Source organism: Pseudomonas veronii (genome assembly GCF_002028325.1).
In the GTDB taxonomy this organism is placed as follows: domain Bacteria; phylum Pseudomonadota; class Gammaproteobacteria; order Pseudomonadales; family Pseudomonadaceae; genus Aquipseudomonas; species Aquipseudomonas veronii.
Map to the genome: position 1 here is coordinate 6510587 of NZ_CP018420.1, position 22410 is coordinate 6532996.

Genomic DNA, 22410 nt, shown 5'->3' on the forward strand with positions numbered 1-22410 from the left:
ACAACCGAATGTGGGGTCGGCGGTGTGTTCAGGCTTCTGGTTTCTTGAACACGTAGAACAGGTTCGGCTCGCTGACCAGGTACAACGTACCCGCGTCATCCATGGCGATCCCTTCGGCCTGCGGCACCCGCGCATTCAGGCCATGGCGCCCGTTAAGCAGCGACAAACTGCTTAACGGGCGACCGTCGATATCCAGCTCCAACACCAGGAACGATTCATCCGACAGCGCCAGTAAATGGCCGCTGCGTTCGTCGTATTGCAGGCTCGACAGGTCGCGCACGAACAGCCCGGCATCGCGCTTGGGGTTGTTGATGACGTGGACCGAGTAGGTTTTTTCCGGTTTGAAATGGGGAAACCCATGAACCTCATAGATCACCATCGGGTCGCGTTCCTTCGCCACGAACAGGCGCTTGCCCACCGAGTCGTAGGCAAGCCCTTCAAACCCCTTGTTGCCCCCCACATGCACACCCAGGGTCATCTGCTCCGCGTCGGCGGCGTCGAGGAACTGCGTATCGTCATCCACATGCACCTTGATCAGGCGCTGTTGGCGCTCATCGCTGATGACATAGATGTTGTCGCTGATAAATTCCACGGCCTCGGCATCTCCGAAGCCGACCAGGGAAATCCGTCGCAGGATCTTGCCAGCGAGGGACAGTTCGACCAGCTCGGCGTTTTTGTTGGTGACGGTAAACAGGCTTTTACGCACCGGGTCGTAGGTCAGCGCGGAGACGTCGTCATCCAGGCCTTCGATCACCTGGCCCTCGACGCTGACCCGGTAATCCGCCAGGCCAATGGCGCGTTCGCCAACAGGCTGGCCCCACACCTGCCAATTGAACCAGGCCCGTTCGAACAGACGAAACTGTTGTGCGACAACGCCCGCGCCCATCAAGGCGATCAGCACCAGTATGAAAAAAGCCGGTTTGGGGCGGGCAAGTCGACGCATCGGGCGGGCTCAAAGTCAAAAATGGCGAATGAATATCACGCCCGCCTGAATTTAAACTTAAACGCGCCCGGTGTGTGGCGTATGCCGCGGATAGAGAAATATCCGACGTAATCGGTTGTTATTTCTGTTTTTCGAAACGATAGAACAGGTTCGGCTCACTGACCATGTAGAGGTTGCCGTTCTCGTCCAGGGTCACGCCTTCGGCACGCGAGATCGTGTTCTTGAGGCCGTTGAAGCCGCCGAGCAAGGTCATGAAGCTGACTGGCTCGCCCTTTTCATCCAGTTCCAGCAGCAGGTGGGACTCGGCCGACAGCGCCAGCAGGTGCCCGGTGCGCGGATCGATGGCCAACGCCGAGAGGTTGCGCATGTCGAGCTTTGTATTGGCGAGCTTTTGCTTGTCACCGACCAGGGTTTGGCTGCCGTCGCTTTTCCAGGTGAACAGCGCCGGCGGGCGTTCTTCGCCGAGCACGAACTGCTGGTTGCGCTTGTCCCAGGTGACGCCTTCAAAGGCTTTGTTCTGGTCTTTGGACGGGCCCAGGTCGTAACTCGGGAAGTCGGCCTTGTTCAACGCCGTGGTGCTGGCGTCGACCTTGACGATGGTCAGGCTGTGCTGGCGTTCATCGACCACGGCCATCAGGCCGTTTTCCATCACCGTCACACCTTCCGGGTTGTTCCAACCGTTAAGGGGCATCTTGCGCAGCACATCGCCTTGCAGGGTCAACTCGACGAGGAATGGATTTTTGCCCATGACGGAAAACAGGGTTTTCGTCTGCGGGTTGTAGGACAGGTCCGAGGCCTCGTCCTTCTCCATACCGGGCAGCAGCTTGGCGTCGATGACGGCGCGGTAATCCGGGAGCCACACGCTCGCTTGGCGTTTGGCCGGGCTTTCAAAACGCTCCACGACCCACAACACACCGCGGTCGTCCCAATGCATGACCCAGGCAACGCCATACACGATCGCCCCAACCAGAAGCAGCCAGGAATACCAGCGCAGAGCAAAACGAGAGCGTGGCTTGGGGGTGAAGGTAGGCAGGGACACGGCCATTGGGCGCTTTTTCCGGAAAGTCAGCGTTAGGTGAAAGCACAGGAATAACCGGCCCGCGCGCTAGAGGCTGAAGATTATCCGGATGGGGTGTGAAAAAAATGCAAACAACCGAAACGGGTGCGGGACCTGTAGCGAGCGAGCTTGTTCGCTCGCCACAGGGTTGTGCCGAAATTAGCGAACGCTGCTTTCGAAGCGGGTCACACCGGACAGTTCCAGCACCAGCTTGTCACCGACATTCAACGGCCCAACGCCAGCGGGGGTGCCGGTGAGGATCACGTCGCCGGCCTGCAGCGAGAAGCAGCCGGCCATGTACTGGATCATCGGGATGATCGGGTTGAGCATGGCCGCGCTATTGCCATTCTGGCGCACTTCGCCATTGATGCTCAGGCGAATGCCGATATCGGTCAGGTCCGGGAAGGTGCTGCCGACCACGAACGGCGCGATCACCGCCGCGCCGTCGAAGGACTTGGCAATTTCCCACGGCAAGCCCTTGGCTTTCAACTCGGCCTGCTTGTCGCGCAGGGTCAGGTCCAGGGCCGGGGCGAAACCGGAGATGGCATCGAGCACTTCTTCGCGGCTGGGCTTGGTCGACAGGGGTTTGCCGATCAGCACCGCAATTTCCGCTTCGTAATGCACCGAACCACGTTCGGTGGGAATGCTGAAACCGCCTTCCAGCGCCACAACGCAGCTGCCCGGCTTGATGAACAGCAACGGTTCGGTCGGTACCGGGTTATCCAGTTCCTTGGCATGTTCGGCGTAGTTACGCCCAATACACACCACTTTACCCACCGGGAAGTGGATGTTGGTGCCGTCGACATACTTGTGCTGGTAGCTCATGGAACGACTCCTTCAGGGGCGGTTAAACAGCGAAGATCTTGCCGGGGTTCATGATCCCGTTCGGGTCAAACACCGCTTTCACGGCCTTCATGTATTCGATTTCAACCGGCGAGCGGCTGTAGGTCAGGTAGTCGCGCTTGGTCATGCCCACGCCGTGTTCGGCGGAGATCGAGCCGTTGTACTTCGCCACGGTTTCGAACACCCACTTGTTCACGGTGGCGCACTTGGCGAAGAACTCGTCCTTGCTCAGGTTTTCCGGCTTGAGGATGTTCAGGTGCAGGTTGCCGTCGCCGATATGGCCGAACCAGACGATTTCGAAGTCGGGGTAGTGTTCGCCGACGATCGCGTCAATTTCCTTCAAAAATGCCGGCACTTTCGACACCGTGACCGAAATGTCGTTCTTGTACGGCGTCCAGTGGGAAATGGTCTCGGAGATGTACTCGCGAAGTTTCCACAGGTTGTGCAGCTGGGTTTCGCTCTGGCTCATCACGCCGTCCAGCACCCAGCCCTGCTCGACGCAGTGCTCGAAGGTTTCCAGGGCGTGGTTGGCGACTTCTTCGGTGGTGGCCTCGAATTCCAGCAGTGCGTAGAACGGGCACTCGGTCTCGAACGGCGCCGGCACGTCACCACGGCCGAGGACTTTGGCCAGGGCCTTGTCAGAGAAAAACTCGAAAGCGGTCAGGTCCAGCTTGCTCTGGAATGCGTGCAACACCGGCATGATCGCGTCGAAGTCGGTGGTGCCGAGCACCATCGCGGTGAGGTTTTTCGGCGCACGGTCCAGGCGCATGGTGGCTTCCACCACAAAACCCAGGGTGCCTTCGGCGCCGATGAACAGCTGGCGCATGTCGTAGCCGGTGGCGTTCTTGATCAGGTCGCGGTTCAGTTCCAGCACATCGCCTTTGCCGGTGACGACCTTCATGCCGGCGACCCAATTACGGGTCATGCCGTAGCGAATGACCTTGATTCCGCCGGCATTGGTGCCGATATTGCCGCCAATCTGGCTCGAACCGGACGAAGCGAAGTCCACCGGGTAGTACAGGCCGTGCTCTTCGGCGACGCTCTGCAATTGCTTGGTGACCACGCCCGGCTGGCACTTGGCGGTGCGGTCGGTGAGGTTCACCTCGAGGATCTGGTTCATATAGTCGAACGAGACGACCACTTCACCATTGGCCGCAACGGCGGCAGCCGACAGGCCGGTACGCCCACCGGACGGCACCAGCGCGACCTTGTGCTCATTGGCCCAGCGCACGATGGCCTGCACCTGTTCAACCGTCTTGGGGAATACGATGGCAGTCGGGGCCGGGGCGAAGTGCTTGGTCCAATCCTTGCCGTAAGCCTCCAGGGAGTCGGCGTCGGTCAGCACTTTGCCGGGCTCAACCAGGGTCTTTAGCTCATCAATCAGGGCAGGATGGGTCATCGACAGAACTCTCGAACAATTCATGGTCATCCTGAGAACGCTTCACGTCGCAGGAATAGGTGTTTAGCGGGGCGCGTATGCTAGCATACCGCCCCCGTAGGACAGAGCCCAAGGGCGTTCTGCGGTGACGGCTTTCCTGCCGTCCGGGTCAGCTCTGTGCCCTGATTTACCAATACGTTTCTGTTTGACGAGTGGCTGTTGTCGTCAGGCAAGGCGCCGCGACGACTCATAGCTGGGGCTATGGGGAGGAGCGGCAACGCAGCATGACGGCAACAGACGCCGTCAAACGGGAACAGTATTGGTGAATCAGGACACATCCGGCGATCCGATTCCCTGCCATTTTTCTCCGGGATACAGGTTTACGCAGATGAGCAAGACTTCTCTCGATAAGAGCAAGATCAAGTTCCTTCTTCTGGAAGGCGTCCACCCATCGGCTGTCGAAGTTCTGAAAGCCGCCGGGTATACCAGCATTGAGTACATCACCAGTTCTCTGCCGGAAGCCCAGCTCAAGGAAAAGATCGCCGACGCGCACTTCATCGGCATTCGCTCCCGCACTCAACTGACCGAAGAGGTCTTCGATCACGCCAAGAAACTCGTGGCGGTCGGCTGTTTCTGCATCGGCACCAACCAGGTCGACCTTAACGCAGCGCGCGAGCGCGGCATCGCGGTGTTCAACGCACCGTACTCCAACACCCGTTCCGTCGCGGAGCTGGTGCTGGCCGAGGCCATCCTGCTGCTGCGCGGCATTCCGGAGAAGAATGCCTCCTGCCACCGTGGCGGCTGGATCAAGAGCGCAGCCAACTCCTTCGAAATCCGCGGCAAGAAGCTGGGGATCATCGGTTACGGTTCGATCGGCACTCAACTGTCGGTCCTGGCCGAAAGCCTGGGCATGCAGGTGTTCTTCTATGACACCCTGACCAAGCTGCCACTGGGTAACGCCACGCAAGTGTCGAGCCTGACCGAGCTGCTGGGCATGTCCGACATCGTCACCCTGCACGTGCCGGAAACCGCTGAGACCCAGTGGATGATCGGCGAGAAGGAAATCCGCGCGATCAAGAAAGGCGGCATCCTGATCAACGCCGCCCGCGGCACCGTGGTCGAGTTGGACGCCCTGGCCGACGCGATCAAGGACAAGCACCTGATCGGCGCTGCCATCGACGTGTTCCCGGTGGAGCCGCGCTCCAACGACGACATCTTCGAAAGCCCGCTGCGTGGCCTGGACAACGTGATCCTGACCCCGCACATCGGCGGCTCCACCGCTGAAGCCCAGGCCAACATTGGCCTGGAAGTCTCGGAAAAGCTGGTCAAGTACAGCGACAACGGTACGTCGGTGTCCTCGGTCAACTTCCCGGAAGTGGCCCTGCCGGCTCACCCTGGCAAGCACCGTCTGCTGCACATCCACCAGAACATCCCGGGTGTGATGATGGAGATCAACAAGGTCTTCGCGGAAAACGGCATCAACATTTCCGGTCAGTTCCTGCAGACCAACGAGAAGGTCGGCTACGTGGTGATCGACGTCGACGCCGAGTACTCGGACCTGGCGCAACAGAAGCTGCAACACATCAACGGCACGATTCGTTGCCGCGTGTTGTTCTAACGCTTCAAACGCCCTACGAAAAATGGGAGGCCCGCAGGGGTCTCCCATTTTTTTGTCTGAACAAATCTTACTTGACGTTAACCGTGATCACTTTCGACGCTACAGTCGGGTTGAACTGCATGTGCAGTTTATCGCCGGCGACCAGTTGCAAGGTGTGCTTGCCAGGGGTCAGGGTCAGCTCGGTTTCGGTCTGGGCCTTGCCGAAGTGGATCACGCTATCGGTGGCCGGGATCGGCACGCTGGCGTCGGGCAGCGCCTTCTGGTCGACCAGCAGGTGATGGTGGCCGGTGCCTGGGGTCTGGTCGGTGGCCGGGGCCAGTTTCAGACCTTCCATGCCGAATTTGACGGTGAAGGTTTTATCGACGGTGGCGCCGTCTTTCGGCGAAACGATAAACACTTTGGCATTTTCAGGTGGCGCGCTGCGAGGGATGCCGTCTGCGGCGGTCACCAACATCGAAGCACCCAATAGTACGCCGGCAATCGTTACACGAGACAAAAGGGCTTTCATTCGCTTCTCCACTTTTCTATGAAATTTGTAGGGTTATGACAACTTAGCGACTAATTGCTGTCCAAGGCACTCAACACCATAACAAAGCGATGCTGAACCGCGCCTCGCACATTCGAATTATTTAGGAGTGACCATGCGCTTTTCGCCTGGCCTGTTACTGCTGCTTCCTCTGATGAGCCCCTTGGCTCACGCCGAATTGATCGATGATGTGTTTGACCGCGGTGAACTGCGCATCGCCCTCGAGGCCAATACCCCGCCCTTCAACTTCAAGGACGGCGAGAAACTCACCGGTTTTGAAGTGGAACTCGGTGAACAACTGGCCAAAGAGATGGATGTGCGCCCCTCGTTCATCACCACCGACGACAGTGACATGCTGCCCGGCGTGGCAAGCGGCAAGTACGATGTGGCCATCAACCATATCGCTATGACTGCCGAGTTGCAGGATCAGTTCGATTTCAGTGAGCCTTATCGCGACAAGCCGGCGCTGGCCATTCCGTTCCAGAAGGGCAACCCGGCGTTCAAGGCGAGCCTGGACAATGCGCTGCAACGGGTGAAAGCCGATGGCCGGTTGAAGGCGCTGGGGCAGAAGTGGCTCGAAAGCGACACGGCGGAAGCCAAAGCACAGTAAATCAAAATGTGGGAGGGCTTGGGAGACGGGCCAGGGCTTGCGCCGCCTCAAGCAACTCCAACTCACTGAACACCAACACCCCATGGCGCTTGAGCAGCGCCGCCGTGACGCCTTCGCCGCTCACCTTCACACCGCTGAAAGTGCCGTCATAGGTCAGCACATTGCCACAGGACGGGCTATTGGCCTTGAGCACGGCGATACGGATATTGTGGCGCTGCACCAGCGCCAACGCCTGGCGGGCGCCGTCGAGGAAGGCGGCGCTGAAGTCCTCGCCCGCGGCGGTCAGCACCTGGGCGCGGCCCTCCCACACGTCGATACCCTGCCCGCCCGGAATCTCGGCGGAAGGCCTGGGCGTGGGCAAACCGCCCGCCACTTCCGGGCAGATCGCAACCACGCGGCCTTCGGCCTGCCATGCCGCCAGTTGATCGAACGGCCCGCTGGCGCCGCCGTCATAGCGCACTTTGTGCCCGAGCAGGCAGCGGCTGACGAGAATTTTTTCCATGCTTAAAACGGCTCGTTACCGCGCCGGCGAAACCAGCCGGTCAGCGACAGGCGCTCGCGGGTAGCAGGCAGCACTTCGTGGGGTACTTCGCCGGACAGGAACACCACCAGGCAACCCCCGCTGGGCACCACGTCGAGTTCGACGCCGTCCTTGAGGTACATGCGCAACTGGCCGCCGTGTTCCGGCAGCCACTCGTCGTTCAAGTAGATCACCGCCGAGACCGTGCGCCGGTCGTCGTCGCGAAACCGGTCCAGGTGCCTGAGGTAAAACGCCCCCGGCGGGTACATCGCGAAATGGCTTTCGAAATCTTCCAGGCCGAGGAACAAGCTGCGGTTTATCGCCAGGCGCAGGCTGTCCATCATCGCCATATAGCGGTCGCAGACGACGGCGTCGCCCTCCTCCAGCCACTGGATATGGTCGCCACGAATACCCTCGCGAATCTCCTGGGCCGGCCCGCGCCCGACCGCCGCCGGGGCCAGCTCACCTTCAGCCGCACGTTTACGGCACTCAGCCGCCAGTTCCAGGGTCAGAGCCTGGGGCAGGAAGCCGTTTTGCTGCGACCAGCCCTTTTCGGCCAGGTCGTCGACAATGCGTTGCAGCAATGGGTGATCGTGGGATATTTGCATGGCGCGCATAGTATCCATACGCCTGTGAATCCGACAGAGCCGCTGAGCGTCTGAACGCACTTTAGTCAGGTGACTGATAGGACTTCTCGACAAATCCTACGCCCGACACGGACAATAGTGGCCGACTGACAGGAGTCCATATGCGTCGTTTGTTTTTTTCCTTGCTGATGTTCTGCGTTTTGCCCGCTTGGGCAGACGGCCATGACCAGTTGTACAAGGTCGCCGGCTGGGCCGAACAACGCGCGCATTTCAATGACGCCCTCAGTGCCGCCCAGCAACGCTACCGCAACAGCCTGCCGCCGGCGGTGTACCAGGCGCTGGTCGACAACAGCAACAAGCGCTTCGCCGCCCAGGCCGTGGACCGGCGCGCCGAAGCCCAGCTGCGCAAGCACCTGGCGGACCCGGCACCGGCCCTGGCGTTTTTCCAGTCGCCGCTGGGGCGCAAGATTGTCGCTGCCGAACTGCTGGCCACCCGCCGCGACCAGCTGGCAAAAAATGCCCAAGGCCTGCCGCACATCGAAGCCGACGCCACCCGCAGCCTGATCATCGGCCACCTGGCCCAGGCCCTGCCCGCCCGCGAAGCCGGCGCCGAAGTCAGCCTGGCGATCGCCGGCGTGGCGGCCGACAGCTTGAGCCAGATGATCCCCGGCCTGTTGGGCGGCGGCCAGGCCCAGGGCATGCTGGATGGACAACGCGAACGGCTGATGCAACAGATCGGCAATGACCTGAACAACACGTTGCTGTACGTCTATCGGGACTTGTCCGACCCGGAACTGGAAGAATTCGCTACGTTTGCCGAGTCACCGCAGGGGAAGGCGTATTACCAGGCGGCGTTGGCAGCGGTCCGCGCAGGCTTGGCGGTCGGTCAAAGCACCTCAAGCCTGGCGCAGTAGGAAATGTGGGAGGGGGCTTGCCCCCGATAGCGGTGGGTCAGTATCAGATGTGCTGACTGACACCCTGCTATCGGGGGCAAGCCCCCTCCCACATTTGGTCCGCGTTATTTCAGGTGGTCGGTGAGGTACTTGAAGTATTCCTGGCGGATCTCCGGGATCTCATTGGCCAAGTGATGCCGGCCGCGCTTGAGCATCAACACCTCCGGCTGATCGAACTTGCCCCGCAGCACCTGCAGGTTGTGCTGCCAATCCACCGTCATATCCTCTTCGCCCTGCACAATCAGCGGCCGCCGCGGGCTGCGCGGTGCGGCTTCGATTTGCCTGATCCAGCGCGCCAGTGCCCCGACCCAGGCGGTCGGCAATTGGCGCGGCTGCAAGGGGTCGGCTTCGAGGAACGGCTTGAAGGCCGGGTCATTGGTGTTTTCGCTGAACCGTCGGGCGATGCCTTTGACGAACGGCCGCAGCAGGTAATAGCTGACCTGCGACCAGCCCCACCCACGCGGACGCACCAGGGGTGAAAGCAGAAAAGTCTTACCCTGGGCCGGGCTGTCGGCGCCATGGTTGAGCAAGTGATCCACCACCACCGCGCCGCCGGTGCTTTGCCCGAACAGATGCCAGGGCCGTGGCAGGTGCAGCGCTTCGGCCTGGGCGAACAGCGCCTGCACCACGTCCTGGTACACCGCAAAATCATCGATACTGGCCCGCGCGCCGCTGGACAAGCCATGGCCCGGCAGGTCGCAGGCGATCACCACGAAACCCTGGTCCAGCGCCCAGTCGACGACGTGGCGGTACAGCCCCATATGGTCGTAGAACCCGTGGAACATGAACATCGTCGCCACCGGCACCGGCGGCCACCACACCTGGGCGACCACCGCGAACCCATCGACCTCGAACCGGCCAAGGCGGCTCACCGCCGGCACCTGGCGCGCGCGCAGGTCCAGCCCATAGAAGCGCTGATAGACCCGCGCCTCGGCGCTGAGCGGCTGCGCATCCACCAGGGGCCGCAAGCTGTCGCGCAGGTGATCGGGGTCAAAGGTGACGGGCATAAGAGGTTCCAGACTTGGGGCTTCACGCGCTGAGCAGAGGAATATCGAGCTGCGATATTCATCTGTCGGGGCAAGCATGGCAAGCTACGCGTCCTTCGAGGATTGATCTGAATGCGACAGCCCTACCGCACCACCCTGTTCGCCAGCCTGCTGCTGCTCCTCTGCGCCGGCGTGTTATGGGCGGCGTATGACTGGTTCCAAGGCCGCTACCTGCGTGCCTTCAGCGAACACACGGCAGTGTTTTCCGGCGACGCGCTGCGCCTGCCCGACGACCTCGCCGGCCCCGGCCCGATCCGCCTCGTGCATTTCTGGGACCCGGCCTGCCCGTGCAACGTCGGCAACCAGCAGCACCTCGGCGAATTGATCGAGCACTACGCGCCCCAGGGCGTCGAGTTCTACGCCCTGCAGAAACCCGGCAGCCACGGCCAGTTGCCCGACAACCTGCGCCAGATGAAAATCCTCAGCAGCCTGCCCGGCGCCGATCAGATACCCGCGACCCCGGCCGTGGCGATCTGGGACCGCAGCGGCAAGCTCGCGTATTTCGGGCCCTACAGCGAAGGGCTGACGTGCAACGCCAGCAACAGTTTCATCGAGCCGATCCTCAAGGCCCTTGCAGCAGGCCGCGCAGTGAATGCCACTCACACCCTGGCGGTGGGCTGCTATTGTTCGTGGCCAACCGGTTTGTAGCCCGTCGCCCCACTCTTGGTAAGGAATGTTCATGAAGCGCCTCTTGCAGGTTCTCGCGGTGCTGCTGGCGCTGATCGCCGTCGGTGCCGGCTGGTACGTCTACAGCAAGCAACCCACCCGCCAGGGCGCCGTGACGCTGGCGAACCTGCAAGGTTCGGTCACGGTGCGCTACGACGAGCGTGGCGTGCCGCATATCCGCGCCGAGAACGAGACCGACCTGTACCGCGCCCTGGGCTACGTGCATGCCCAGGACCGGCTGTTCCAGATGGAAATCATGCGACGCCTGGCGCGCGGCGAATTGGCCGAAGTGCTCGGCCCCAAGCTGCTGGACACCGACAAACTGTTCCGCAGCCTGCGCATTCGCGAGCGCTCCGCCACTTATGTGGCGCAGTTGGACCACGAGTCGGCGCACTGGAAGGCCCTGCAAGCCTATCTGGACGGGATCAACCAGTATCAGGACAACCACGCCAGCCCGATGGAGTTCGATATGCTGGGCATCCCCAAGCGGCCGTTTACCGCCGAGGACACCATCAGCGTCGCCGGGTATATGGCCTACAGCTTTGCTGCGGCGTTTCGTACCGAACCATTGCTGACCTATGTACGCGACCAGTTGGGCAGCGATTACCTGAACGTGTTCGACCTCGCCTGGCAACCCAAGGGCGCGCTCAACCTGGCCGCCAGCGACTGGCAAAACCTCGGCGCCATCGCGGCCCTGAGTGAACAGGCCCTGGCCGACAACGGCTTGCCGCAGTTCGAAGGCAGCAACGCCTGGGCGATCAGCGGCAGCCGCACCCAGAGCGGCAAGCCGTTGCTGGCGGGTGACCCGCATATCCGCTTCTCAGTGCCGTCGGTGTGGTACGAGGCGCAGCTGTCGGCGCCGGGCTTTGAGTTGTACGGCTATCACAACGCGCTGGTGCCGGTGGCGTTCCTGGGGCACAACCTGGATTTCGGCTGGAGCCTGACCATGTTCCAGAACGACGACCTCGACCTGATCGCCGAGCAGGTCAATCCGGACAACGCCAACCAGGTCTGGTACCACGGCCAATGGGTCGACATGACCCGCAGCGAGCAACAGATCGCGGTCAAGGGCCAGGCACCGGTCACCTTGACCCTGCGTCAATCGCCCCACGGCCCGATCATCAATGACGTGCTCGGCGAGAACGCCGGCAAGACGCCGATCGCGATGTGGTGGGCGTTCCTCGACACCCAGAACCCGATCCTCGAAGGGTTCTACCAGCTCAACCGCGCCGACACCCTGGCCAAGGCCCGTGCCGCGGCGGCCAAGGTGTCGGCGCCGGGGCTGAACATTGTGTGGGCGAATGCCCAGGGCGATATCGGCTGGTGGGCGGCGGCGCAGTTGCCGATCCGCCCGGCCGGCGTCAACCCCGGGTTTATCCTCGACGGCAGCACGGCCCAGGCCGACAAGCTGGGCTTCTACCCGTTCAGCGCCAACCCCCAGGAAGAAAACCCGGCGCGTGGCTATGTGGTGTCGGCCAATGCGCAGCCGGTGTCGCCCAGCGGCATGGAGATCCCCGGCTATTACAACCTGGCCGACCGTGGCCAGCAGTTGAACGCGCAGTTGAGCGACAAGCGCGTGAAGTGGGACGTGAACAACAGCCAGGCTCTGCAACTGGGCACCACCACCGCCTTCGGCCCGCGCTTGCTGGCACCGCTGTTGCCGGTGCTGCGCGAGGTGGTCAAGGACCCGGCGCAGTTGCAACTGGTGGAGCAACTGGCGGCCTGGAAAGGCGATTATCCGCTGGACTCCACCAGCGCCACGCTGTTCAACCAGTTCCTGTTCAACCTGGCTGACGCGGCCTTCCACCCGAAACTCGGCGACGCCATGTTCAAGACCCTGCTCAGCACGCGGGTGATCGATGCGGCGTTGCCCCGCCTGGCCGCGAGCCCGGATTCGCCCTGGTGGAACGGCAAGCGTGCCGACACCGTCAAGCTCGCCTGGGACAACAGCCTCGCGCACCTCAAGGCGACCTTCGGCGATGACCCGGGCCAATGGCAGTGGGGCAAGGCCCATACGCTGACCCACGGCCACCCGCTGGGCTCGCAGAAACCGCTGGACCGGCTCGTCAACGTCGGCCCCTTCCCCGCGCCGGGCAGCCACGAAGTGCCGAACAACCAGTCAGCCAATATCGGCCCGGCGCCATGGCCGGTGACCTACGGCCCGTCGACCCGGCGCCTGATCGACTTCGCCGACGTGCCCCACGCGCTGACCATCAACCCGGTGGGGCAAAGCGGTGTGCCGTTCGACAAGCACTATGGGGACCAGGCGGAAACGTATATCGAGGGCGGCTATGAGCAGGCGCATTTCAGCGACGAGGAAATCACGGCCAATACGCGCGGTACGCTGAAGCTGCTGCCAGCCCGCTGACCGCCTGGAACGCGGTCAAAATGTGGGAGGGGGCTTGTATCTGCGGTGTTGCCCCTACACCGGCGCGGCGAAGTTGAGCCGGAACTGTTGCGGCGTCACCCCCAGTCGGCGGTTGAACACGCTGCGCATGTGCTGGGCATCGCGAAACCCGCATTGATAGGCCACGGTCTTGAGCGGTGCGCGGCTGCTTTCGAGCATCACCCGCGCCGCATCCACCCGCGCCCGCTCGACGAACTCCGCCGGGGTGATCCGCGCTTCACGGGCGAACACCCGGGAGAAGTTGCGCGCACTCATATTGGCCGCGTTGGCCAGGTCCGCGATGGTCAGGTCGCCGGTCAGGTTCGCCAGCACATACACCTGCACCAGCGCCACCGCCGAGGTGGTTTCGGCGTGGGGCGTGAGGAACGGGCTGAACTGCGACTGCCCGCCCGCACGCTGGGTGAACACCACCAAGCGCTTGGCCACGCTCAACGCCACTTCCGGCCCGTGGTCCTGGGCCAGCAGGTACAGCGACAGGTCGATCCCCGCCGTGACCCCGGCCGAGGTGTAGAGGTTGCCGTCCTGCATATAGAGATGGTCGGCCTCGACCCGGGTGCTGGGGCACAACCGCGCCAGGTCGGCGGCATCGCCCCAATGGGTGGTGACGGTTTTCCCGTCGAGCAGGCCGGCGCGGGCCAGTATGAAAGCGCCGTTGCAAATCGAACCGAAGCGCTGCGCCCGCGCCGCGGCCCCGCGCAGCCAATCATCGAAGTGCGCGCCGAAATCCTCGAAAGGCAGCTGCGGCCCGCCGGCGACCAGAAGCAGGTCATAGGCTTGCAACGCTTCGCGGTAATGCCGATGGGCCTGCAACGACAGGCCGTTGGAACAGGCCATATTGCCGTGGTCCAGGCCGATCACGTCCAACTGGTACTGGTCTTCGGGCGACAGGAAACGGTTCGCCTCGCAGAACACATCCAGCGGGCCGGTCACGTCCAGTGACTGGACGCCGGGGAAGATCAGAATGCCGACGGTCTTGCTCATGAACAGGCACACCTTTACCTAACCGGATAAACACAGAACCCCTGTGGGAGGGGGCAAACGCCCTTCCACCTTTGGATTTTCGCAGGCTTCAAGGGTGATATCGCCAGCTACACCCTAGCCGACTTTCACTTGGCACGATGTAGCAGCACATTGGCCGACATCGCACCCTCGCTGCGATAGCCCCTTCCCCGGCGCGCGACCAGACTGGCTGCCTCGGCGCCACCCCGGCGCTTTCTTGCGGAGAACGACCATGAGCACCAGCATCGCCGGCATCAAGATCCCGGACAGCGCCCTGGCCAGGGCCACCACCGACTACATCCGCGATATCGAATCCGACCTGCTCTACCACCACTCGCGCCGGGTGTTTCTGTTCGGTGCGTTGAGCGGTGAGCGCAAGCAACTGGCCTATAACCCGGAGCTGCTTTACGTCGGCGCGATGTTCCATGACCTGGGCCTGGTCGAAGGCCATCGCAGCGACGACCAGCGTTTCGAAGTCGACGGCGCCAACGCGGCGGCGGACTTCCTCAAGCCGCATGGGCTGAGCGATGACGACATCGAACAGGTGTGGCTGTCCATCGCACTGCACACCACGCCGGGCGTGCCACAGCATCTGCGGCCGACCGTGGCGCTGGTCACCGCCGGCGTCGAGATGGACGTGCTGGGCATGGACTACGCCGCATTTACCCCCGTGCAGCGCGAAGCCGTGGTGCATGCACATCCACGCGGTGAAGGGTTCAAGGAATGCATCATCTGCGCGTTCGCCGACGGCTTGCGCCATCGCCCGCAGACCACGTTCGGCAACGTGAAGACCGATGTGCTGGTGGATCAGGAGCCGGGGTTCAAGCCGATGAACTTTGTCGAGGTGATTCGCCAGTCGCCGTGGACGGCCTGATCAACCTGGAATGCGGTCAAAATGTGGGAGGGGGCAAGCCCCCTCCCACATTTGCACCGTGTCGGCCATTAGACCGGCGCAGGCGCCCGACGCTTGTCCGGCTGCTGCCAGCCATCGGCTGGCCGCTTCTTCGATCGACAGGTCCAGCTCGCGCAAGCGCGCCGACACCACCACCGCCACATACGCCGCGCAGAACGTGGTGTGGGTGATCCAGATGTGGACGGCCTGATCAACCTGGAACGCGGTCAAAATGTGGGAGGGGGCTTGCCCCCGATGGCGGTGGATCAGTCACAGCTTCAGTGACTGACACTCTGCTATCGGGGGCAAGCCCCCTCCCACATTTGCACCGTGTCGGCCATTAGACCGGCGCAGGCGCCCGACGCTTGTCCGGCTGCTGCCAGCCATCGGCGGCCGCTTCTTCGATCGCTTGCTGGATCGCCTTCTTGCGCATCTCTTCGGCACGTCGGCTGAAGAACCACACCAGGAAAGTCACCAACGACACCGCCAGCAGAATCAGGCTGGCCACGGCGTTGATCTCCGGTTTGACCCCCAGGCGCACCGCCGAGAAGACTTCCATCGGCAAGGTGGTCGAACCCGGGCCCGACACGAAGCTGGCGAGTACCAGGTCATCGAGGGACAGCGCGAAGGACATCATCCCACCCGCCGCCAACGACGGCGCGATCATCGGGATGGTGATCAGGAAGAACACCTTCCACGGCCGCGCGCCCAGGTCCATCGCCGCTTCTTCGATCGACAGGTCCAGCTCGCGCAAGCGCGCCGACACCACCACTGCCACATACGCCGCGCAGAACGTGGTGTGGGCGATCCAGATGGTGACGATGCCACGTTCCTGGGGCCAACCGATCATCTGCGCCATCGCCACGAACAGCAGCAACAGCGACAGACCGGTGATCACCTCGGGCATGACCAACGGCGCGGTCACCAGGCCGCCGAACAGCGTGCGACCCTTGAATTGGCTGATGCGTGTCAGCACGAACGCCGCCAGCGTACCCAGTGCCACGGCCGCGATGGCCGTGTAGCAGGCGATTTCCAGCGAGCGTGCCACCGAGCCCATCAATTGGGTGTTGTCCAACAGGCCCACGTACCACTTGATCGACCAACCGCCCCACACCGTCACCAGCTTGGATTCGTTGAACGAGTAGATCACCAGGATCAGCATCGGCAGGTAGATGAACAACAACCCCGCCACCAGCATGAAGCTTGAGAAACTGACGCGCTTCATATCTTGCCCTCCATCTCTTTGGCTTGGCTGCGGTTGAACAGGATGATCGGCACGATCAGGATCGCCAGCATCACCACCGCCAGGGCAGAAGCCACCGGCCAGTCACGGTTGTTGAAGAATTCTTGCCACAACACTTTACCGATCATCAGGGTTTCCGGGCCGCCGAGCAGTTCCGGGATCACGAACTCGCCCACCACCGGGATGAAGACCAGCATGCAACCGGCGATGATGCCGTTCTTGGACAGCGGCACGGTGATCCTCCAGAAGCTGTTGAAGGTGCTCGAACCCAGGTCCGAGGCAGCTTCCAGCAGGCTCTGGTCATGTTTCACCAGGTTGGCGTACAGCGGCAGGATCATGAACGGCAGGTACGAATAGACCACGCCGATATACACCGCGATGTTGGTGTTGAGGATCTGCAGCGGCTCGTTGATCAGCCCGATGGACATCAGGAAGCTGTTGAGCAAGCCGTTGTTGCTGAGGATGCCCATCCACGCGTACACGCGGATCAGGATCGCGGTCCAGGTCGGCATCATGATCAGCAGCACGAGGACGGTCTGCATCTCTTTGCGCGCACTGGCAATCGCATAGGCCATCGGGTAGCCGATCACCAGGCACAGCAGGGTGCTGAAGAACGCCATCTTCAGCGAGCCCAGGTACGCGGCGATGTACAACTCATCGTCGCCGAGCATCGCGTAGTTGGCCAGGTTCAGCACCAGTTGCAGCTTCTGCTCAACGAAGGTGTAGATCTCGGTGTAAGGCGGGATCGCCACGTCGGCTTCGGCAAAGCTGATCTTCAGGACGATGAAGAACGGCAGCATGAAGAACAGGAACAGCCAGAGGAAAGGGATCCCGATGACCACATGCCGGCCACCGGGGGTTATTCGTTGCAGCTGGCGCTTGAATTTTTTCATGTTCATGAGCGAAGTACCACGCCGCTGTCGTCTTCCCACCACACGTACACCTGATCACCCCAGGTTGGGCGCTGGCCACGGCGTTCGGCGTTGGCGACGAAGGATTGCACGAGCTTGCCGCTCGGCAACTCGACGTAGAACACCGAGTGGCCGCCGAGGTAGGCGATGTCGTGGACCTTGCCGCTGGACCAGTTGTGCTCGCAGGTCGGCATTTGGGTGGTGACCAGCAGTTTTTCCGGGCGGATGGCGTAGGTCACCGACTTGTCTTCCACCGAAGTGGCGATGCCGTAGCCGACGTAGATGTCGCGGTCCAGGTCCGGGCACTTGAGCACTGCGTGGCCTTCAGCGTCGTCGACCACCTGGGTGTCGAAGATGTTGACGTTGCCGATGAACTCGCACACCAGGCGGCTGGTCGGCGTCTCGTAGATGTCGACCGGGCTGCCGATCTGCGCGATCCAGCCCAGGTGCATGATCGCGATGCGCTCGGCCATGGTCATGGCCTCTTCCTGGTCGTGGGTCACCATCACGCAGGTCACGCCGACGCGCTCGATGATTTCCACCAGTTCCAGCTGCATCTGCGAACGCAGTTTCTTGTCCAGCGCCCCCATCGGCTCATCGAGCAGCAGCAGTTTCGGGCGCTTGGCCAGGGAACGGGCCAGGGCCACACGCTGGCGCTGGCCACCGGACAACTGGTGCGGCTTGCGCTTGGCGTACTGGCTCATCTGCACCAGCTTGAGCATCTCGGCCACGCGGGCGTCGACTTCGGCCTTGGGGATCTTGTCCTGTTGCAGGCCAAACGCGATGTTCTGCGCCACGGTCATGTGCGGGAACAGCGCGTAGGACTGGAACATCATGTTGATCGGCCGCTCGTAGGGAGGCATGTCGGTGATGTCCACACCGTCGAGGTAAATGCGACCCTCGGTTGGGCGCTCGAAACCTGCGAGCATGCGCAACAAGGTGGATTTGCCCGAACCCGAACCGCCGAGCAAGGCGAAGATCTCGCCTTTCTTGATTTCCAGGGACACATCGTCCACGGCAATCGTCTCGTCGAACTTCTTCGTGACCCGGTCGATTTTGACCAGCACCTTTTTCGGTGTCTGGTCGCCCTCGAGGGCTTTCTTATAGGCGCCGGAGGCAACTGCCATTTACGAAACTCCCAAAAAAAAAGAGTGCAGTTCGCCCGACGCGGGCGAACCCAGGATAGTTTGAGCCTTACTTGCCCGTCTTGACCTTGGTCCAGCTACGGGTCATTAAACGCTGCACTTTCGGGGGTAGCTCGAAGTTGACAAATGTCCGGTCGAGAACCGCCTGCGGTGGGTAAACCGCTTCGTCGGTGCGTATCGATTGCTCCATCAGTGCGTCCGCCCCTGGGTTAGGGTTGGCATAACCGACGTAATCACTGACCTGAGCGATAACCTCAGGTTGCAGTAAATAGTTGATGAAGGCGTGGGCTTCTTTAACGTTGGTCGCGTCCTTGGGGATCGCCAGCACGTCAAACCACAGGTTGCCGCCTTCTTTCGGAATCGCGTAGGCGATGTTCACGCCCTTGCCCGCCTCGGCTGCGCGGGCCTTGGCCTGGAACACATCGCCGGAGAACCCGGCCGCCACGCAGATGTTGCCGTTGGCCAGGTCGGAGATGTATTTGGAAGAATGGAAGTAGGTCACATAAGGCCGCACTTTCAGCAGTTTCGCTTCGGCCTTCTTGTAGTCTTCGGGGTTCTCGCTGTTGGGGTTCAGGCCCATGTAGTTGAGCACCGCCGGCAGCATTTCATCTGCCGAGTCCATGAAGGACACGCCGCACGTCGCGAGCTTCTTCATGTTTTCCGGCTCGAACAGCACGGCCCAGGAGTCGATCTTGTCGACGCCCAGCACTTCTTTGACTTTATCGACGTTGTAACCGATGCCGTTGGTGCCCCACAGGTACGGCACGGCGTATTGGTTGCCCGGGTCGTTCTTTTCCAGGCGCTTGAGCAGCGCCGGGTCGAGGTTGGCGTAGTGAGTCAGCAACGACTTGTCGAGCTTCTGGAACGCCCCGGCCTTGATCTGTTTGCCGAGGAAGTGATTGGACGGCACCACCACGTCGTAACCGGTACGTCCGGCCAGCAACTTGCCTTCCAGGGTTTCGTTGGAATCAAACACGTCATACACAGGCTTGATACCGGAGGCCTTTTCAAAGTTGGCCAGGGTGTCGGGGCCGATGTAGTCCGACCAGTTATAAACATGCACAGTCGATGCGGCCTGCACGCTGACAGCCAGCGTGATACCTGCACCTACCAGCAAGGCTTGGCGAAATAAAGAAAATGGCAAGTGGAGGTCCTCTTAAATAGTTGGGCCCAAAGTTGTTGCCCGGCAACAAAACCGGCGCGCAACTTACCCTCGATAAACCGATCCGGCAAAACTTTCTGTCATTTAATTACTGTACGGCTGCCGCTCTTTGTAGGAGCGAGCTTGCTCGCGAAGAACTCACAGGCAACGCGGGCGACCAGAGGCGCTGCGTTATCGTTGACGATTTTCGCGAGCAAGCTCGCTCCTACAGGTTACCTCGCTTATTTGCCCGATTTGATTTTGGTCCAGCTACGGGTCATTTCACGCTGAGTCGCTGCCGGCAAGTCGGCAATGGCATACAGCTTGGCTTGCACGTCCGCTGGCGGGTAGATGCCTGGGTCGCTGGTGATGTCTTTGTCGACCAATGCGGTGGCTTTCTCGTTACCGTTCGGGAAACGCACGCTGTTGGTGATCGCAGCCATGACTTTCGGCTCGAGCAGGTAGTTCATGAACTTGTAGGCCGCTTCGACGTTTTCGGCATCTTTAGGGATGGCGACCATGTCATAGAAACTGCCGGCGCCTTCCTTCGGAATGTCATACGCCACTTTCACCTTGCCACCGGCTTCAGCCGCGCGGGATTTGGCCTGCTGGATGTCACCCGAGTAACCCACGGCTACGCAGATGTTGCCGTTGGCCAGGTCGGAGATGTACTTGGACGAGTGGAAGTAGCCGATCGAAGGACGGATCTTCAGGAACAGGTCTTCAGCTTGCTTGAGGTCGGCTTTCTTCTGGCTGTCGGTCGGCAGGCCCAGGTAATGCAGCGCGATCGGCAGCATTTCGGTTGGCGAATCGAGGAAGCTCACACCGCAGCTCTTGAGCTTGGCGATGTTTTCCGGCTTGAGCAGGATGTCCCACGAATCGATCTTGTCGACGCCCAGCGCGGCCTTGACCTTCTCCGGGTTGTAACCGATGCCGATCGAACCCCACATGTACGGGAAAGCGTGCTTGTTGTCCGGGTCGCTGACCGACACGGCCTTGAGCAGCGACGTGTTCAGGTTTTCGTAGTTGGACAGCTTGGACTTGTCCAGCTCCTGGTAGACGCCGGCCTTGATCTGCTTGGCGAGGAAGTTGTTCGACGGTACGACGATGTCGTAACCGGACTTGCCTGCCAGCAACTTGGCTTCAAGGGTCTCGTTGCTGTCGAATACGTCGTACACCACTTTGATGCCCGACTCTTTTTCAAAGTTGGCGATGGTGTCCGGAGCAATGTAGTCGGACCAGTTATAGATGTGCAGCACTTTATCGTCTGCCTGGGCCGCGCCCGCCATTGCGCCCATCAGGGACAACGCGAGGAGGGTCTTGCCAGCGTTCTTCAAACCTAATGCCTTCATTTGGTGATGCTCCAATTTTCTTTTTTGGGCCGCAGCATGCTTCATCGATATACAGCTGTTCGGCAGCCCGTCGAAGGGCAGCAAAACAGGACTACAGTCTGGCAAGTTAGGGGGCCGGCTTTCAACTAACCCCCCACTTTTATAACTGCCCGAACGCAGCGCCCGAGAGTCACTGCGTTCTGAGCCTAGCACTTAGCCCTGCAATGCCGCCAAAGTCAGGTCCAGGCAATGACGAGCCTTGGTCACCAGCTCGTCGATTTCGGTCTTGCTGATCACCAGCGGCGGCGAAATGATCATGGTGTCACCCACGGCGCGCATGATCAGGCCATTCTCGAAGCAGAAGGTTCGGCAGATCATGCCAACACCGCGGCCTTCGTAACGCTTGCGCGTCGCTTTGTCCTGAACCAGTTCAATCGCACCGAGCATGCCGACACCACGCACTTCACCCACCAACGGATGATCAGCCAGCTCCCTCAGACGTTTCTGCAAATACGGTGCCGTTTCATCATGCACACGCTTAATAATTTGTTCATCGCGCATGATGCGGATGTTTTCCAGAGCGACCGCCGCAGCCACCGGGTGACCGGAGTAGGTGAAGCCGTGGTTGAAATCGCCGCCTTCATTCAGCACCGCCACCACCTCGTCGCGCACAATCAGGCCACCCATCGGGATGTAGCCCGAGGTCAGGCCCTTGGCGATGGTCATCATGTCCGGCTTGAGGTCGTAGAAATCGCTGCCGAACCACTCGCCGGTACGGCCGAAACCGCAGATCACCTCGTCGGCGACGAACAGGATGTCGTACTTGGCGAGGATTTCCTTGATGCGCGGCCAGTAGCTGTCCGGCGGCACGATCACGCCACCGGCGCCCTGGATCGGCTCGGCAATGAAGGCGCCGACATTGTCCACGCCCAGTTCCAGAATCTTCGCTTCCAGCTGGTTGGCGGCCCACACACCGAACTCTTCGGGGCTCATGTCGCCGCCTTCGCCAAACCAGTACGGCTGGGCGATGTGGACGATGCCCGGGATCGGCAGATCGCCCTGCTCATGCATATAAGTCATGCCGCCGAGGCTGGCGCCGGCCACGGTGGAGCCGTGGTAGCCATTCTTGCGGCTGATGATGATTTTCTTGTTCGGCTGGCCCTTGATCGCCCAATAGTGGCGGACCATGCGCAACATGGTGTCGTTGCCTTCGGAGCCGGAACCGGTGAAGAACACGTGGTTCATGCCGGCCGGTGCAACGTCGGAGATCGCCTTGGCCAGTTCCAGCACCGGCGGGTGGGCGGTCTGGAAGAACAGGTTGTAGTACGGCAGTTCTTTCATCTGCTTGGCGGCGGCGTCAGCCAGTTCATCGCGACCGTAACCGATCGCCACGCACCACAGGCCGGCCATGCCGTCGAGGATCTTGTTGCCTTCGCTGTCCCACAAGTAAACACCGTGGGCTTTAGTAATGATCCGTGGGCCTTTCTCTTTCAACTGCTTGAAGTCGCTGAACGGCGCCAGGTGGTGATCACTGCTCAAGGCTTGCCATTCACGGGTTTGCGGGTTGTTGCTGGACATACCAATCTCCTAGACT

Annotated in this window: 21 protein-coding genes and 1 pseudogene; 6 read left to right on the top strand and 16 right to left on the bottom strand. The window is 61.3% G+C overall.

From position 1 onward, the window contains the following. Positions 1-28 precede the first annotated feature (28 nt). The 4 genes from PverR02_RS29960 to PverR02_RS29975 form a co-directional block, all read right to left on the bottom strand. Positions 29-943: an SdiA-regulated domain-containing protein gene (locus PverR02_RS29960; protein WP_046487870.1), complete on the bottom strand. Its 915-nt coding sequence runs from the start codon at positions 941-943 to the stop codon at positions 29-31. A 118-nt stretch (positions 944-1061) separates the two neighbouring features. After that, complete coding sequence (locus PverR02_RS29965) at positions 1062-1988, bottom strand: SdiA-regulated domain-containing protein (protein ID WP_046381726.1); 927 nt, start codon at positions 1986-1988, stop codon at positions 1062-1064. A 171-nt stretch (positions 1989-2159) separates the two neighbouring features. Continuing rightward, the gene (locus PverR02_RS29970; protein ID WP_017845064.1) at positions 2160-2825 is read right to left on the bottom strand and encodes a fumarylacetoacetate hydrolase family protein; all 666 of its coding nucleotides are present in this window, start codon (positions 2823-2825) and stop codon (positions 2160-2162) included. 22 nt (positions 2826-2847) lie between these two features. Continuing rightward, positions 2848-4242 carry an FAD-binding oxidoreductase gene (locus tag PverR02_RS29975; RefSeq protein WP_079444885.1) on the bottom strand — a complete coding sequence of 465 codons (1395 nt, stop codon included), beginning with the start codon at positions 4240-4242 and terminating at the stop codon, positions 2848-2850. A gap of 367 nt (positions 4243-4609) precedes the next feature. On the opposite strand from PverR02_RS29975, the gene serA reads away from it, so the two are divergent. Further along, positions 4610-5839: a phosphoglycerate dehydrogenase gene (gene serA / locus PverR02_RS29985; protein ID WP_017845066.1), complete on the top strand. Its 1230-nt coding sequence runs from the start codon at positions 4610-4612 to the stop codon at positions 5837-5839. 67 nt (positions 5840-5906) lie between these two features. Here the strand turns inward: serA and PverR02_RS29990 are convergent, their stop codons facing one another. Beyond that, positions 5907-6347 (bottom strand): DUF4399 domain-containing protein, encoded by a 441-nt coding sequence (locus PverR02_RS29990; RefSeq protein ID WP_046381724.1) that lies wholly within the window; start codon positions 6345-6347, stop codon positions 5907-5909. A 133-nt stretch (positions 6348-6480) separates the two neighbouring features. Between PverR02_RS29990 and PverR02_RS29995 the strand changes: the two genes are divergently transcribed. Then, positions 6481-6975 (top strand): transporter substrate-binding domain-containing protein, encoded by a 495-nt coding sequence (locus tag PverR02_RS29995; protein WP_079444886.1) that lies wholly within the window; start codon positions 6481-6483, stop codon positions 6973-6975. A gap of 1 nt (position 6976) precedes the next feature. Here PverR02_RS29995 and PverR02_RS30000 read toward each other — a convergent pair whose 3' ends face one another. Together PverR02_RS30000 and PverR02_RS30005 are read right to left on the bottom strand one after the other, a co-directional pair. Further along, complete coding sequence (locus PverR02_RS30000) at positions 6977-7477, bottom strand: DUF523 domain-containing protein (RefSeq protein WP_079444887.1); 501 nt, start codon at positions 7475-7477, stop codon at positions 6977-6979. A gap of 2 nt (positions 7478-7479) precedes the next feature. Beyond that, positions 7480-8112, bottom strand: coding sequence for a 2OG-Fe(II) oxygenase (locus tag PverR02_RS30005; protein WP_079444888.1), 633 nt, complete (start codon positions 8110-8112; stop codon positions 7480-7482). Positions 8113-8243: 131 nt separating this feature from the next. Here PverR02_RS30005 and PverR02_RS30010 point away from each other — a divergent pair, with 131 nt between their 5' ends. Further along, positions 8244-8996, top strand: coding sequence for a DUF2059 domain-containing protein (locus tag PverR02_RS30010; RefSeq protein ID WP_017845071.1), 753 nt, complete (start codon positions 8244-8246; stop codon positions 8994-8996). 104 nt (positions 8997-9100) lie between these two features. On the opposite strand, the gene PverR02_RS30015 is transcribed toward PverR02_RS30010, so the two are convergent. Further along, a complete protein-coding gene (locus PverR02_RS30015; protein ID WP_046381721.1) occupies positions 9101-10042 on the bottom strand; it encodes a phospholipase BipL in 942 nt (313 codons plus the stop codon). A 111-nt stretch (positions 10043-10153) separates the two neighbouring features. Between PverR02_RS30015 and PverR02_RS30020 the strand changes: the two genes are divergently transcribed. Continuing rightward, the gene (locus PverR02_RS30020) at positions 10154-10729 is read left to right on the top strand and encodes a DUF6436 domain-containing protein (protein ID WP_079444889.1); all 576 of its coding nucleotides are present in this window, start codon (positions 10154-10156) and stop codon (positions 10727-10729) included. A gap of 31 nt (positions 10730-10760) precedes the next feature. Continuing rightward, entirely contained in the window at positions 10761-13115 is a 2355-nt protein-coding gene (locus PverR02_RS30025; protein ID WP_079444890.1) for a penicillin acylase family protein, read from the top strand. A gap of 54 nt (positions 13116-13169) precedes the next feature. On the opposite strand, the gene PverR02_RS30030 is transcribed toward PverR02_RS30025, so the two are convergent. Then, positions 13170-14135, bottom strand: coding sequence for a GlxA family transcriptional regulator (locus PverR02_RS30030; protein ID WP_079444891.1), 966 nt, complete (start codon positions 14133-14135; stop codon positions 13170-13172). A 250-nt stretch (positions 14136-14385) separates the two neighbouring features. Here PverR02_RS30030 and PverR02_RS30035 point away from each other — a divergent pair, with 250 nt between their 5' ends. Further along, on the top strand, positions 14386-15027 hold the full coding sequence (locus PverR02_RS30035; protein WP_017845076.1) for an HD domain-containing protein: 642 nt from the start codon (positions 14386-14388) through the stop codon (positions 15025-15027). Positions 15028-15147: 120 nt separating this feature from the next. Here the strand turns inward: PverR02_RS30035 and PverR02_RS32145 are convergent. The 7 genes and pseudogenes from PverR02_RS32145 to PverR02_RS30070 all read right to left on the bottom strand — a co-directional run. After that, positions 15148-15249 (bottom strand): annotated as a pseudogene (locus PverR02_RS32145) (putrescine ABC transporter permease PotI); the annotation flags it as partial. Positions 15250-15385: 136 nt separating this feature from the next. Next, complete coding sequence (locus PverR02_RS30045; protein ID WP_046381717.1) at positions 15386-16270, bottom strand: ABC transporter permease subunit; 885 nt, start codon at positions 16268-16270, stop codon at positions 15386-15388. Further along, complete coding sequence (locus PverR02_RS30050; RefSeq protein ID WP_079444893.1) at positions 16267-17187, bottom strand: ABC transporter permease subunit; 921 nt, start codon at positions 17185-17187, stop codon at positions 16267-16269. Before PverR02_RS30050 ends, PverR02_RS30045 begins: the two co-directional genes overlap by 4 nt. After that, complete coding sequence (locus PverR02_RS30055) at positions 17184-18326, bottom strand: ABC transporter ATP-binding protein (protein WP_017845078.1); 1143 nt, start codon at positions 18324-18326, stop codon at positions 17184-17186. Before PverR02_RS30055 ends, PverR02_RS30050 begins: the two co-directional genes overlap by 4 nt. Before the next feature lie 67 nt (positions 18327-18393). Beyond that, on the bottom strand, positions 18394-19488 hold the full coding sequence (locus tag PverR02_RS30060) for a polyamine ABC transporter substrate-binding protein (RefSeq protein ID WP_017845079.1): 1095 nt from the start codon (positions 19486-19488) through the stop codon (positions 18394-18396). A gap of 239 nt (positions 19489-19727) precedes the next feature. Further along, entirely contained in the window at positions 19728-20822 is a 1095-nt protein-coding gene (locus PverR02_RS30065; RefSeq protein ID WP_026139797.1) for a polyamine ABC transporter substrate-binding protein, read from the bottom strand. A 207-nt stretch (positions 20823-21029) separates the two neighbouring features. Then, the gene (locus tag PverR02_RS30070) at positions 21030-22394 is read right to left on the bottom strand and encodes an aspartate aminotransferase family protein (protein ID WP_017845081.1); all 1365 of its coding nucleotides are present in this window, start codon (positions 22392-22394) and stop codon (positions 21030-21032) included. Positions 22395-22410 lie beyond the last annotated feature (16 nt).

What these genes read in the sequence shown, in the direction of transcription:
- PverR02_RS29960 (WP_046487870.1), bottom strand. Translation starts at nt 943, where the DNA reads ATGCGTCGACTTGCCCGCCCCAAACCGGCTTTTTTCATACTGGTGCTG.
- PverR02_RS29975 (WP_079444885.1), bottom strand. Translation starts at nt 4,242, where the DNA reads ATGACCCATCCTGCCCTGATTGATGAGCTAAAGACCCTGGTTGAGCCC.
- PverR02_RS30055 (WP_017845078.1), bottom strand. Translation starts at nt 18,326, where the DNA reads ATGGCAGTTGCCTCCGGCGCCTATAAGAAAGCCCTCGAGGGCGACCAG.
- PverR02_RS30070 (WP_017845081.1), bottom strand. Translation starts at nt 22,394, where the DNA reads ATGTCCAGCAACAACCCGCAAACCCGTGAATGGCAAGCCTTGAGCAGT.
- PverR02_RS30025 (WP_079444890.1), top strand. Translation starts at nt 10,761, where the DNA reads ATGAAGCGCCTCTTGCAGGTTCTCGCGGTGCTGCTGGCGCTGATCGCC.
- PverR02_RS30000 (WP_079444887.1), bottom strand. Translation starts at nt 7,477, where the DNA reads ATGGAAAAAATTCTCGTCAGCCGCTGCCTGCTCGGGCACAAAGTGCGC.
- PverR02_RS29990 (WP_046381724.1), bottom strand. Translation starts at nt 6,347, where the DNA reads ATGAAAGCCCTTTTGTCTCGTGTAACGATTGCCGGCGTACTATTGGGT.
- PverR02_RS30010 (WP_017845071.1), top strand. Translation starts at nt 8,244, where the DNA reads ATGCGTCGTTTGTTTTTTTCCTTGCTGATGTTCTGCGTTTTGCCCGCT.
- PverR02_RS30030 (WP_079444891.1), bottom strand. Translation starts at nt 14,135, where the DNA reads ATGAGCAAGACCGTCGGCATTCTGATCTTCCCCGGCGTCCAGTCACTG.
- PverR02_RS29995 (WP_079444886.1), top strand. Translation starts at nt 6,481, where the DNA reads ATGCGCTTTTCGCCTGGCCTGTTACTGCTGCTTCCTCTGATGAGCCCC.
- PverR02_RS29970 (WP_017845064.1), bottom strand. Translation starts at nt 2,825, where the DNA reads ATGAGCTACCAGCACAAGTATGTCGACGGCACCAACATCCACTTCCCG.
- PverR02_RS30050 (WP_079444893.1), bottom strand. Translation starts at nt 17,187, where the DNA reads ATGAACATGAAAAAATTCAAGCGCCAGCTGCAACGAATAACCCCCGGT.
- serA (WP_017845066.1), top strand. Translation starts at nt 4,610, where the DNA reads ATGAGCAAGACTTCTCTCGATAAGAGCAAGATCAAGTTCCTTCTTCTG.
- PverR02_RS30035 (WP_017845076.1), top strand. Translation starts at nt 14,386, where the DNA reads ATGAGCACCAGCATCGCCGGCATCAAGATCCCGGACAGCGCCCTGGCC.
- PverR02_RS29965 (WP_046381726.1), bottom strand. Translation starts at nt 1,988, where the DNA reads ATGGCCGTGTCCCTGCCTACCTTCACCCCCAAGCCACGCTCTCGTTTT.
- PverR02_RS30005 (WP_079444888.1), bottom strand. Translation starts at nt 8,112, where the DNA reads ATGCGCGCCATGCAAATATCCCACGATCACCCATTGCTGCAACGCATT.
- PverR02_RS30045 (WP_046381717.1), bottom strand. Translation starts at nt 16,270, where the DNA reads ATGAAGCGCGTCAGTTTCTCAAGCTTCATGCTGGTGGCGGGGTTGTTG.
- PverR02_RS30020 (WP_079444889.1), top strand. Translation starts at nt 10,154, where the DNA reads ATGCGACAGCCCTACCGCACCACCCTGTTCGCCAGCCTGCTGCTGCTC.
- PverR02_RS30015 (WP_046381721.1), bottom strand. Translation starts at nt 10,042, where the DNA reads ATGCCCGTCACCTTTGACCCCGATCACCTGCGCGACAGCTTGCGGCCC.